The sequence below is a fragment of the Streptomyces sp. CNQ085 genome (assembly GCF_022614595.1).
GTDB lineage: Bacteria > Actinomycetota > Actinomycetes > Streptomycetales > Streptomycetaceae > Streptomyces.
This window is the reverse complement of record NZ_JAJFAU010000146.1, coordinates 1-12,358: the sequence shown is the minus strand read 5'-3', so window position 1 is coordinate 12,358 and position 12,358 is coordinate 1. Positions and strand designations below refer to the sequence as shown.

11 protein-coding genes are annotated in these 12,358 nt (G+C 70.9%); 9 read left to right on the top strand and 2 right to left on the bottom strand.

Annotated features, from left to right (window positions below; translation table 11 throughout):
* From LJ221_RS20195 to LJ221_RS20170, 6 genes are all read left to right on the top strand, one after another.
* Nucleotides 1-683: F0F1 ATP synthase subunit delta (locus tag LJ221_RS20195; protein WP_241718143.1), on the top strand; the 683-nt coding region annotated here is incomplete at its 5' end.
* Between the two features lie 119 nt (nucleotides 684-802).
* Complete coding sequence (gene atpA, locus LJ221_RS20190; protein WP_241718142.1) at nucleotides 803-2,374, top strand: F0F1 ATP synthase subunit alpha; 1,572 nt, start codon at nucleotides 803-805, stop codon at nucleotides 2,372-2,374.
* A gap of 2 nt (nucleotides 2,375-2,376) precedes the next feature.
* Nucleotides 2,377-3,291 carry a F0F1 ATP synthase subunit gamma gene (locus LJ221_RS20185; protein WP_241718141.1) on the top strand — a complete coding sequence of 305 codons (915 nt, stop codon included), beginning with the start codon at nucleotides 2,377-2,379 and terminating at the stop codon, nucleotides 3,289-3,291.
* 5 nt (nucleotides 3,292-3,296) lie between these two features.
* Nucleotides 3,297-4,751: a F0F1 ATP synthase subunit beta gene (atpD, locus tag LJ221_RS20180; RefSeq protein ID WP_241718140.1), complete on the top strand. Its 1,455-nt coding sequence runs from the start codon at nucleotides 3,297-3,299 to the stop codon at nucleotides 4,749-4,751.
* A 90-nt stretch (nucleotides 4,752-4,841) separates the two neighbouring features.
* Entirely contained in the window at nucleotides 4,842-5,228 is a 387-nt protein-coding gene (locus LJ221_RS20175) for a F0F1 ATP synthase subunit epsilon (RefSeq protein WP_241718139.1), read from the top strand.
* 130 nt (nucleotides 5,229-5,358) lie between these two features.
* The gene (locus LJ221_RS20170; protein WP_241718138.1) at nucleotides 5,359-5,814 is read left to right on the top strand and encodes a DUF2550 domain-containing protein; all 456 of its coding nucleotides are present in this window, start codon (nucleotides 5,359-5,361) and stop codon (nucleotides 5,812-5,814) included.
* Between the two features lie 119 nt (nucleotides 5,815-5,933).
* On the opposite strand, the gene LJ221_RS20165 is transcribed toward LJ221_RS20170, so the two are convergent.
* Both LJ221_RS20165 and LJ221_RS20160 read right to left on the bottom strand, forming a co-directional pair.
* Nucleotides 5,934-7,721: a glycoside hydrolase family 18 chitinase gene (locus tag LJ221_RS20165; protein ID WP_241718144.1), complete on the bottom strand. Its 1,788-nt coding sequence runs from the start codon at nucleotides 7,719-7,721 to the stop codon at nucleotides 5,934-5,936.
* A gap of 361 nt (nucleotides 7,722-8,082) precedes the next feature.
* Nucleotides 8,083-8,655 (bottom strand): cob(I)yrinic acid a,c-diamide adenosyltransferase, encoded by a 573-nt coding sequence (locus tag LJ221_RS20160; RefSeq protein WP_241718137.1) that lies wholly within the window; start codon nucleotides 8,653-8,655, stop codon nucleotides 8,083-8,085.
* 240 nt (nucleotides 8,656-8,895) lie between these two features.
* On the opposite strand from LJ221_RS20160, the gene LJ221_RS20155 reads away from it, so the two are divergent.
* From LJ221_RS20155 to LJ221_RS20145, 3 genes are all read left to right on the top strand, one after another.
* Nucleotides 8,896-9,744 (top strand): 3-hydroxyacyl-CoA dehydrogenase family protein, encoded by an 849-nt coding sequence (locus LJ221_RS20155; RefSeq protein ID WP_241718136.1) that lies wholly within the window; start codon nucleotides 8,896-8,898, stop codon nucleotides 9,742-9,744.
* A 159-nt stretch (nucleotides 9,745-9,903) separates the two neighbouring features.
* Nucleotides 9,904-10,233, top strand: a complete 330-nt coding sequence (locus tag LJ221_RS20150) for an STAS domain-containing protein (protein ID WP_241718135.1) — start codon at nucleotides 9,904-9,906, stop codon at nucleotides 10,231-10,233.
* Nucleotides 10,234-10,410: 177 nt separating this feature from the next.
* A partial coding sequence (locus LJ221_RS20145) for an ATP-binding protein (RefSeq protein WP_241718134.1) occupies nucleotides 10,411-12,358 on the top strand: 1,948 nt, incomplete at its 3' end.

Here is a 12,358-nt window from a genome sequence, read left to right as displayed (position 1 = left end):
GCCGGGTCCTGACCGACCCGGCGCAGCCCGGCGAGGCCAAGGCCGAGCTGGTCGGGCGCCTGCTGAGCGGCCAGGTCGGCGGCGAGGCCGTCGATCTGGTCTCCGGCATGGTCCGCTCCCGCTGGTCGCGCTCGCGCGACCTGGTGGACGCGGTCGAGCAGCTCGCCGACGTCGCCGACCTCACCGCGGCCGAGCGTGACGGCACGCTGGACGACGTGGAGGACGAACTGTTCCGGTTCTCCCGGACGGTGGCCTCCTCCCCGGAGCTGCGTGCGGCTCTCGGCGGCAAGATCACCGACGACACCGTGAAGGCGGCCAAGACCGAGCTGCTGCGGCGGCTGCTGGGGGGCCGGGCCAAGCCCGCCACCGAGCGACTGGTCGTCCGCCTCGCGCGCCAGCCGCGTGGACGTAGTCTTGAAGGAGGGCTCGAAGCCCTCTCCAGGCTGGCCGCCGAGCGTCGCAACCGCTCGGTGGCGGTGGTCACCTCGGCCGTACCGCTCGGCGACCGCCAGAAGCAGCGCCTGGGCGCCGCCCTGGCGAGGCTCTTCGGACGCGAGATGCACCTCAACCTGGACGTGGACCCGGCGGTCCTCGGCGGGATCCGGGTGCGGGTCGGCGACGAGGTCATCGACGGCACCGTCTCGGAGCGCCTCGAAGGGGCGACCCGGCGGATGGCCGGCTGAGCCCACGGCCGGCGGACACCGCGGGCCGTAGGCCACACCAACTCAAGAAGCAGTACTGGCGGCCCGAGTTGGGCCGTAGCAGACACATACGGGCCCAACAAGGAGAGCAGGGAACCCAGATGGCGGAGCTCACGATCCGGCCGGATGAGATCCGGGACGCGCTGGAGAACTTCGTCCAGTCGTACAAGCCGGACGCGGCCTCGCGCGAAGAGGTCGGGACGGTCAGCCTTGCCGGTGACGGCATTGCGAAGGTCGAGGGTCTTCCCTCGACCATGGCGAACGAGCTGCTGAAGTTCGAGGACGGCACCCTCGGCCTCGCCCTCAACCTCGAGGAGCGCGAGATCGGTGCGGTCGTCCTCGGCGAGTTCAGCGGCATCGAGGAGGGCCAGACGGTGCGCCGCACCGGCGAGGTCCTCTCCGTCGCGGTCGGCGATGGTTACCTCGGCCGTGTCGTCGATCCGCTGGGCAACCCGGTCGACGGCCTCGGCGAGATCGAGACCGAGGGCCGCCGCGCCCTCGAACTGCAGGCCCCCACGGTCATGCAGCGCAAGTCGGTGCACGAGCCGATGGAGACGGGCTACAAGGCCGTCGACGCGATGACCCCGATCGGCCGGGGCCAGCGCCAGCTGATCATCGGCGACCGCCAGACCGGCAAGACCGCCCTGGCGATCGACACGATCATCAACCAGCGCGACAACTGGCGCTCCGGCGACCCGAGCAAGCAGGTCCGCTGCATCTACGTCGCCGTCGGCCAGAAGGGCTCCACCATCGCCTCCGTGCGCGCGGCGCTGGAGGAGAACGGCGCGCTGGAGTACACCACCATCGTCGCCGCCCCGGCGTCCGACCCGGCGGGCTTCAAGTACCTGGCGCCCTACACCGGCTCGGCCATCGGCCAGCACTGGATGTACCAGGGCAAGCACGTCCTGATCATCTTCGACGACCTGTCCAAGCAGGCCGACGCCTACCGCGCAGTGTCCCTGCTGCTGCGCCGCCCGCCGGGCCGCGAGGCCTACCCGGGCGACGTCTTCTACCTGCACTCCCGGCTGCTGGAGCGCTGCGCCAAGCTCTCGGACGAGATGGGCGCCGGCTCGATGACCGGTCTGCCGATCATCGAGACCAAGGCCAACGACGTGTCGGCGTTCATCCCGACCAACGTCATCTCCATCACCGACGGCCAGTGCTTCCTGGAATCCGACCTGTTCAACGCGGGCCAGCGCCCGGCACTGAACGTCGGTATCTCCGTCTCCCGAGTCGGTGGCTCGGCCCAGCACAAGGCCATGAAGCAGGTCTCCGGCCGGCTGCGTGTGGACCTGGCCCAGTTCCGTGAGCTGGAGGCGTTCGCCGCCTTCGGCTCCGACCTGGACGACGCCTCCAAGGCGGCGCTGGAGCGCGGCAAGCGCATGGTCGAACTGCTCAAGCAGTCGCAGTACGCGCCGTACCCGACCGAGGACCAGGTCGTCTCCATCTGGGCGGGCACCACCGGCCGCATGGACGACGTCCCCGCCGAGGACATCCGGCGCTTCGAGAGCGACCTGCTGGAGCACCTGCACCGCGAGCGCAAGGATCTGATGACCGGCATCCGCGAGGGCGGCAAGATGTCCGACGACACCCTCCAGTCGCTGTCGGACGCCATCGCCTCCTTCAAGAAGCAGTTCGAGACCTCGGACGGCAAGCTGCTGGGCGAGGTCTGAGCATGGGCGCGCAGGTCAGGATCTACAAGCGGCGGATTCGCTCCGTCAGCGCGACCAAGAAGATCACCAAGGCGATGGAGATGATCTCCGCGTCGCGCATCGTCAAGGCCCAGCGCCAGGTGGCCGCGTCGACTCCGTACGCCGAGGAGCTGACCCGGGCCGTCGCCGCCGTCGCCACCGGCTCCAGCACCCAGCACCCGCTGACCACCGAGACCGAGAAGCCGGCCCGGGCCGCGGTCCTGCTCGTCACGAGCGACCGCGGTCTGGCGGGCGGTTACTCGGCCAACGCGATCAAGGCGGCCGACCGGCTGACCGAGCGGCTGCGGGCCGAGGGCAAGGAGGTCGACTCCTACATCGTCGGCCGCAAGGGCGTGGCCTACTACGGCTTCCGCGACCGGAAGGTCGCCCGGTCGTGGACGGGCTTCACCGACCGGCCGTCGTACGCCGACGCCAAGGCCGTCTCCGGGCCGCTGATCGAGGCGGTCCGCAGGGACACGGCCGAGGGCGGCGTGGACGAGCTGCACATCGTCTTCACGGAGTTCGTGTCGATGATGACGCAGAACCCGGTGGAGAAGCGGATGCTGCCGCTCAGCCTCGACGAGGTCACGCGGCAGGCGGAGAAGGAGGAGCGGATCCGTCCGCTGTACGACTTCGAGCCGTCCGCGGAGGAGGTTCTGGACGCGCTGCTGCCGCGGTACGTCGAGAGCCGGATCTACAATGCGCTGCTCCAGTCCGCCGCCTCCGAGCACGCCGCCCGCCGGCGTGCGATGAAGTCGGCGACGGACAACGCCGAGGACCTCATCAAGTCGCTCACGCGGCTTGCCAACCAGGCCCGCCAGGCCGACATCACCCAGGAAATCAGCGAGATCGTCGGTGGTGCCAGCGCGCTGGCCGACGCTTCTGCGGGGAGTGACTGACAACTATGACCACCACTGTTGAGCCGACCGCTGCGGCGGGCGTGGCCACCGGCCGCGTCGCGCGGGTCATCGGCCCGGTCGTCGACGTGGAGTTCCCCGTCGACGCGATGCCGGAGATCTACAACGCGCTGACCGTCGAGGTCGCCGACCCGGCCGAGGAGGGCGCGAAGAAGACCCTCACCCTCGAGGTCGCCCAGCACCTGGGCGAGGGCCTGGTCCGTGCGATCTCCATGGAGCCGACCGACGGCCTGGTCCGCCAGGCCCCGGTGACCGACAGCGGCCACGGCATCACCGTGCCTGTCGGCGACGTCACCAAGGGCCGGGTGTTCAACACCCTGGGCCGCATTCTGAACGAGCCGGAGGCCGAGTCCGAGGTCACCGAGCGCTGGGAGATCCACCGCAAGGCCCCGGCCTTCGACCAGCTCGAGTCCAAGACCGAGATGTTCGAGACCGGCCTGAAGGTCGTCGACCTGCTGACCCCGTACGTCAAGGGCGGCAAGATCGGTCTGTTCGGCGGCGCGGGCGTCGGCAAGACCGTCCTCATCCAGGAAATGATCATGCGTGTGGCCAAGCTGCACGAGGGCGTTTCCGTGTTCGCCGGCGTCGGCGAGCGTACCCGTGAGGGCAACGACCTCATCGAGGAGATGGCCGAGTCCGGCGTTCTCCCGCAGACCGCGCTGGTCTTCGGCCAGATGGACGAGCCCCCGGGCACCCGTCTGCGCGTGGCCCTGGCCGGTCTGACGATGGCGGAGTACTTCCGCGACGTCCAGAAGCAGGACGTGCTGTTCTTCATCGACAACATCTTCCGCTTCACCCAGGCCGGTTCCGAGGTCTCCACCCTGCTGGGCCGCATGCCCTCCGCGGTGGGCTACCAGCCGAACCTGGCGGACGAGATGGGTCTCCTCCAGGAGCGCATCACCTCCACCCGCGGTCACTCGATCACCTCGATGCAGGCGATCTACGTGCCCGCGGACGACCTGACCGACCCGGCTCCGGCGACGACCTTCGCCCACCTGGACGCGACCACCGTTCTGTCGCGCCCGATCTCGGAGAAGGGCATCTACCCGGCGGTGGACCCGCTGGACTCCACCTCCCGGATCCTGGACCCCCGGTACATCTCCAAGGACCACTACGAGTGCGCCTCCCGCGTCAAGGGGATCCTGCAGAAGTACAAGGACCTTCAGGACATCATCGCCATCCTCGGCATCGACGAGCTCGGTGAGGAGGACAAGCTGGTCGTCCACCGCGCCCGCCGTATCGAGCGCTTCCTGTCGCAGAACACCCACGCGGCGAAGCAGTTCACCGGCCTGGACGGATCGGACGTTCCGCTGGACGAGTCGATCGCGGCGTTCAACGCGATCGCCGACGGCGAGTACGACCACTTCCCGGAGCAGGCGTTCTTCATGTGCGGCGGCCTGGACGACCTCAAGACCAAGGCCAAGGAGCTGGGCGTCTCCTGACGTCCGCGCTTCACGACAGGGGGCGGGTCCGTCCGCCCCCTGTCCCCGCGCACCGTTATTCTGTGAAAACCCCAGTTTCGAGGAGTCACTGTGGCTGAGCTGCACGTCGAGTTGGTCGCCGCGGACCGCAGGGTCTGGTCGGGCGAGGCCAGCCTGGTCGTCGCGCGCACCTCGTCGGGTGATATCGGCGTCATGCCCGGCCACCAGCCGCTGCTCGGTGTGCTGAAGCCGGGCCCGGTGACGATCCGTACGACCGGCGAGAGCGGGGGCGGCACCGTCGTCGCCGCGGTGCACGGCGGCTTCATCTCCTTCGCGGACAACAAGCTGTCCCTGCTCGCGGAGATCGCGGAGCTGTCGGAGGAGATCGATGTCCAGCGCGCCGAGCGTGCGCTGGAGCGGGCGAAGTCGGAGGCGGACGCCGCCGCCGAGCGCCGCGCCGAGATCCGGCTTCGGGCCGCCTTGGCGAGCGCGCACTGAGACCCGCGCACATGTACGTGCCTCAGCCGCGGACCGCACCGGAGCATCGCTCCACAGCGGTCCGCGGCTGAGGCGATTGCTGGCTGCCGTACGGGCTGTACGGACGGACGAGGCGAGGAGGTCGGTGAAGATGGTCCTCGCTCTCGTGCTGTCCGGGGCGGTGCTGGCTCTGGTGCTGCTGGGACTGTTCGCCTTCGGGCTGCGGCGGCGGCTGATCCAGCGGCCGGGGGGCACCTTCGACTGCAGTCTGCGGTGGGACGCGCCGTATTCCGGCGAGGGCGCCGATGCCGGAGGCAAGGGCTGGGTGTACGGCGTCTCCCGCTACAGCGGGGACCGGGTCGAGTGGTTCCGGGTCTTCTCCTACGCACCGCGGCCACGCCGGCTGCTGGAGCGCGAGGCGATCGAGGTGCTGGAGCGCCGCAGGCCCGAGGGGGACGAGGAGCTGGCGCTCCTGTCGGACTCGGTGGTCCTGGCCTGCTCGCACCGCGGAGCCCGGGTGGAGCTGGCGATGAGCGAGGACGCCCTGACCGGCTTCCTCGCCTGGCTCGAAGCGGCCCCCCCCGGTCAGAGGGTCAATGTCGCCTGAGTGGCGCCTCCGGTGCCCGGGGGGAGCGGACGGACAGCGGAACCGGGGAGGCGGCCTACGGGCCGTCTCCCCGGTTCTGTCACTTCCGGTGGCGCATGGGGCGGGTCACCGCCCGGGCGTCACTCGTTCAGCCCGTTGTGGATGGCGGTGACCAGCTCGCCGTTCGCGGTGTCTCCGCTGATCTCCCAGAAGAAGGCTCCGCCGAGCTTCTGCTGCTTGGCGTAGTCCATCTTCCCCGCGATGGTGGCCGGGGTGTCGTAGCTCCACCACTCGTCGCCGCAGTGCGCGTACGCGGTGCCGGCTACGGTCCCGTTGGCCGGGCAGCGCTCCTTGAGGATCTTGTAGTCCTCGATGCCCGTCTCGTACTTGCCCGGCGCGGCGCCGGTCGCGGTGCCGCCGGGCTCCTTCTGGGTCACGCCGGTCCAGCCGCGGCCGTAGAAGCCGATGCCGAGCAGCAGCTTCTCGGCCGGGACACCCTTGGCCTTGAGCTTCTGGATCGCGGCATCGGAGTTGAACGCCTGGTTCGGGATGCCGGGGTATGCGGTCAGCGGCGAGTGCGGGGCGGTCGGCCCGGTCTTGTCCCAGGCGCCGAAGTAGTCGTACGTCATCACGTTGTACCAGTCGAGGTACTGCGCCGCGCCGCCGTAGTCGGCGGAGTCGATCTTGCCGCCGCTGGAGGCGTCGGCGGTGATCGCAGCGGTCACGAGCTGGTTGCCGAACTCGGCGCGGAACGCCTGGGCCATGGTCCTCATCACGGCCGGGCCGCTGGTGTCACAGGTCAGGCCGCAGGCGTTGGGGTACTCCCAGTCCAGGTCGATGCCGTCGAACAGGCCCTGCCAGCGCGGGTCGTTGACCAGCTGGTCGCAGGACTTGGCGAACGCGGCCGGGTTCCTCATGGCGTCGGGGAAGCCGCCGGACCAGGTCCAGCCGCCGAAGGACCACAGGACCTTGATGTGCGGGTACATCTTCTTCAGCTTCAGCAGCTGGTTGAAATTGCCTCGCAGCGGCTGGTCCCAGGTGTCGGCCTCGCCGTCGACGCTCTGCTCGGCGGTGTAGGCCTTGTCGGTCGCGGCGTAGGCGTCGCCGATGGTGCACCTGCCGTTCTGGACGTTGCCGAAGGAGTAGTTGATGTGGGTCAGCTTCTCGGCGGAGCCGGAGGTGACGATGTCCTTCACGTGGTAGTCGCGGCCGTAGACGCCCCACTCGGTGAAGTAGCCGAGGTTGATGTGCTGCCCCGGAGGAGTGCCGCCACCGCCGCCGGTGGTCTTGACCGTGACGGAACCACTGGCCGGTCCGGTCTGGTCCGCGGTGTCGCGCGCCACCACCGAGTAGGTGTAACTGGTGCCGGCCTTCAGGCCGGAGTCGGTGTACGTGGTGCCGGTGACGGTGGCGACCTCGGTTCCGCCGCGCAGGACGTCGTAGTTCTTGACGCCCTTGTCGTCGCTCGCGGCACCCCAGTTCAGCTTGACCGAGGTGTCGGTGATGCCGCTCGCGGTGGGGGTGCCGGGTGCGCCGGGCGGGGCGTCGCCGGGAGTTCCGCCGCCCGAGCCGTCGCACGGGCGGCCGTTGAGGGTGCAGTCGGAGGGGGAGCCGGTACCGGTGCCGTTGAAGCCGAAGCTGACGCTGGCCCCGGGGGACAGGGTGCCGTTCCAGCTCATGTTCTTGGCGGTGTAGGTGTTGCCGGAGTTGGTGACGGCGGCGTCCCAGGCGGAGCCGACCCTGGTGCCGGTGGGGAAGTCCCACTTGAGCGTCCAGCCGCTGATGGTGGTGTCACCGGTGTTCTTGATCGTCCACTTGCCCTCGAAGCCGCTGCCCCAGTCGGATGGCTTGGAGAAGGCGGCGGTCGCCTGTTCGGCGGCCTGGGCCGGGGAGGCCAGGGCGACCAGGGCGCCAAGCGGCATCAGCATCGCGGCCGCGGCCGCTACGGCTTTCCGTCTGATGCGGTGTGCGGTGGTGTTCGTTCTCAAGAGCGCTCCTCGCACAGGGCCCGGTGCCGGACCGGACCGTTGGGGGTCTCCTGCGCCGCTCGTGAAGAGTGCCATGTGCATGGCATGGGCGTGCAGTTGACCTGGAGCGTAGATTGGTCTGGACCACCGGTCAACAGGTATGCACCAATGAGGAATTCATTCCCCGGTCACCCCAGCTCCCGCGCCGGTCCCGCGGCCTGCACCCTGCTGCGCGGCTCCGGCTTCGCCTGCACCCTGCTGACGTGCGTCTTCACCGTCGCCTCCGCCATCGACGACCGCGCGGCGGCCTCCGCGGGCCGCGTCAGCGGTTCTCGCCGGGGACCCAGAGGATGTCGCCAACCTCCTTGTTGGCGGACCTGGCGAGGATGAACAACAGGTCCGACAGCCGGTTGAGGTAGGTGGCCGTCAGACGGTTCATGATCTCGCCGTGCTCCTCCAGCGCCGCCCACGTCGAGCGCTCGGCACGGCGGACGACCGTGCACGCCTGGTGGAGCAGGGCCGCGCCCGGGGTGCCGCCCGGGAGGATGAAACTGCGCAGCTTCTCCAGATCGGCCAGGAAGCGGTCGCAGTCCGCCTCCAGTTTGTCGATGTAGCCCTGCCGCACCCGCAGCGGCGGGTACTCGGGGTTCTCCGCCACCGGCGTGGCCAGGTCCGCACCCACGTCGAACAGGTCGTTCTGCACCCGGACCAGGACCTTGGTGATCCCCTCGGGCAGGTCGCCGAGCGCGATGGCCACCCCGATCGCGGCGTTGGCCTCGTTGGCGTCGGCGTAGGCGGAGATACGGGAGTCGGTCTTGGCGGTGCGGCTCATGTCGCCGAGGGCCGTGGTGCCGTCGTCGCCGGTGCGCGTGTAGATGCGTGTCAGGTTGACCATGGACCGAGCCTAGCCACGCCGGGGCTTCGCGGAGCGCAGGTGTGCCCACCGTCACGGGGCCCGCCGCGCGCCCTGCCCCCGTACCGTCCAACTGCGCGCGGTGGACCGCCGAATGACCCGCGCGAGTGTGATGTCCGCCATGTGAGACGTGACGCGCATCTCTTCCCCGCCCACCGCGCGCTCACGGGCGCTAGGGTCCGCCTGAGAGTCGTACCGCAAAGCCGCAGAGGGGACATACACGTGGTCAAGAAGCTCGCCGTCATCGGAGCCGGACTCATGGGGTCGGGCATCGCCCAGGTCTCCGCCCAGGCAGGCTGGGACGTGGTGCTGCGCGATGTCACCGACGAGGCGCTCACGCGCGGCACGGACGGGATCCGGGCCTCGTACGACAAGTTCGTCTCGAAGGGGAAGCTGAGCGCCCGGGACGCGGAGGCGGCGCTCGGCCGCATCACCGCCACCACCGACCTCGACGCCGCGTCCGACGCCGACATCGTGGTCGAGGCCGTCTTCGAGCGGATCGACGTCAAACGGGAGATCTTCCGGGCGCTCGACGGCATGGTGAAGGAGGAGGCCGTACTCGCCTCCAACACCTCCGCCATCCCGATCACCAAGATCGCGGCGGTGACGGAGCGCCCCGAGCGGGTCGTGGGCACCCACTTCTTCTCGCCGGTGCCGATGATGCAGCTGTGCGAGCTGGTGCGCGGATACAAGACGAGCGACGAAACCCTGTCCGTGGCAAAGGAGTTCGCCGAAGGCATCGGCAAGACCTGTATCGTCGTCAACCGGGATGTCGCGGGCTTCGTCACCACCCGGCTGATCTCCGCCCTGGTCGTCGAGGCCGCCAAGCTCCACGAGTCGGGCGTGGCGACCGCCGAGGACATCGACATCGCCTGCAAGCTGGGCTTCGGGCACACCATGGGCCCACTGGCCACCGCGGACCTGACCGGCGTCGACATCCTGCTGCACGCCACGGAGAACATCTACACCGAGTCGCAGGACGAGAAGTTCGCCCCGCCGGAGGGGATGCGGCGGATGGTGGACGCCGGGGACATCGGCCGCAAGAGCGGCCAGGGTTTCTACCGCTACTGAACGAGCCCGTACGGCGCACATGAGGGTCACCCCTTCGGATGAATTCGGCGCCGATTCGGGAATGGACGGCGACTCCGTCGCCGAACAGGCGGTCAGTTGTGGTGAGGCATGGGCGGACAACAGCCACGGACGGACCACTTCTTTTCCGGGGGAGCGGATATGCATATCAGGGGCGACCACGCTGAACTGGTCGTCGGAGGCCGCCTCGACGTCCGCAACGCGGCGGACGCCCGTTCGGTCCTGCACACCGCGGTCGACTCCGGGGAGGGCGATCTCGTACTGGACCTCGCCGAGCTGGACTCGTGGGACGCGACCGGTCTCGGCGTGATCATGGGCGCGCACCGGCGGGCGGGCCGGTGCGGGCGGCGGCTCGTCCTGCGGGACGTGCCGCCGCAGATGCAGCGCCTGCTGGTGGCCACCCGTCTGCACCGCATCCTGGCCATCGAGGGAGGCGGGCTCGCCGAGGGCGGGACCCTGGCCAAGCCGTAACTGCCGGGTCGGGGGCCCCGTCCGGGCTTGCCCCCACTCCCGGGCCGGGCAATAGGGTTCTGGAACCCGCCGCCTACACTGCGCTGCGGACGGCCGCCGGACCACGGGCGAAGGCCAGCGTACGGTCGGCCCTGGCGAGCTGAGCTTCGAGTACGCACCGCATCTGGGGGCACCACCATGGACCCGAACAACCGGGGATCCGAGGAACAGGACAGCGGGAGCACCACCCGCGCGATCCCGCTCATAGCGGGTGAGTACCTGCTGACCGTCAATCCCGTCGACGGCAGCGAGATCGAACCGTGCCCGCCCGGCGGGCACCCCGGCACGCCCCGCAGGCGCACCCCGGAGTCCCGCGCCGAGCGGGAGCGCGCCTCCGTGGCCCCGCTCCCGGCCGGAATCTCCCTGCCGGACCTGCCGCTGCTGGAGCGTACCGCGGAGCGCGAGCGCCTCCTCCAACTGCTCAGGCACGGACGCTCGGTCCGGCTCACCGGGGCGCCGGGCTCCGGACGCAGTTCCCTGCTGGCCGCCGTCGCCACCGAGTGCGCCGACCTCGCCCCGGACGGCGTCATCCGCCTCAGCGGCTGCCGGCGCACGGCCGCGGACGTGCTGTACGAGCTGTTCGCCGCCGTCCACGACGCACCCCGTAACCGCCCCGAACGCGCCGAGCTGGAGGAGGCGGTGCGCGGTGTCGGCGCGGTCGTCCTGCTGGACGACGCCGAGTTCGGCGGCCAGGCGCTCGACTCCCTCCTCGACGTCACCCCCGAGTGCGCCTTCCTGATCACGGCCGCGCCCGGCGCCCCCGCGCCCTCGGCCGGAGCCCCCCTTGAGGAGGTCACCCTCTCGGGCATCAGCCGCGCGGCCTGCCGGGAGCTGATGGAGCACATCGTCCGCCGTCCGCTGACCGAGGACGAGGCCGGCTGGGTCGGGGACCTGTGGTTCGAGTCCGAGGGACTGCCGCTGCGCTTCGTCCAGGCCGGCGCACTGCTGCGGCAGCGCGACGCGGAGGCGGCGGAAGCCCGGGCCGGCGGGGCCGGCGGCGAGGCGGACGCCGGGAGCGCCGGGGACACCGGAAGCGCCGGGGGGAGCGGCCGGACCGGCGTACGGCTGCCGACGCTCGCCGAGGGCGCGGCCCCCGCCGCTCTCCTGGCCGCCCGGCTCTCCGGGAGCACCCGCGAGGTGCTGCGCTTCGCCGTGGCGCTCGGCGGCGTGCTGCCGCACCCGGCCCACCTGCCCGCGCTGGTGGACGATGCCGACGCCGACGCCTCCCTGGGCGAGCTGCTCGCCTGCGGTCTGGTCACCACCGCCGGGACGTACTACCGGCTCGCCCCGGACGTGACCGGGCAGCTGGCCGACGCCGGATACGCCGACGGAGCCGACGACCGCGCCCGTACCGCCGCCCAGCACTACGCCTGGTGGACCGGCCACCCCTCGGTCACCCCGGAGCGGGTGGCGCAGGAGGCCGAGGCGGTGCTCGCCGCGGTCCAGGGCGCCCAGCGCGGCGGTCACGCGAGCGCGGCCGTGCTGCTGGCCCGTACCGCCGCGCCCGTTCTCGCCGCCTCGCTGCACTGGGGCCCCTGGGAGCGGATCCTGCGCGGCGGCCAGGAGGCCGCGCGCACCGCGGGCGAGGTCGCCGAGGAGGCGTACTTCCACCACGACCTCGGTGTGCTCGCCCTGTGTACCGCCCACCTGGACCGGGCCCGCGTCGAACTCGAGGCGTCCATCGGGCTGCGCGGAGTGCTCGCGGACCGCCGGGGCACGGTCGCCGGACGGCGCGCGCTGGCACTGGTCGAGGACCGCCTCGCGATCGGGGCCGAGGGCGGCCCGGACAAGGCCGCCGCAGGGTACGGGGACGGCGGCAAGGCCCCCGGCGGGGCGCTGCCGGCCGTCGCCGTACCACCCGCCGAGCCCGGCGCCCTTGCTCCGCCCGCACTCCCCAGGCGTCCGACTCCGGCGAAGCCGTCCGGGGCCTTGGTGCCGACGCCCGTGGCGCCGGCCCCGTCCGGGCCGCAGAGCACCGGCGGCACACCGGCGTCCGACAAGCTTCCGCCCGCCCTCGCGGTTGCGCCGGTGACGGTGGGCAGCGCCTTCGAGGAGACGCCCGGCGGCGGCACGTTCGGCGCCGAGG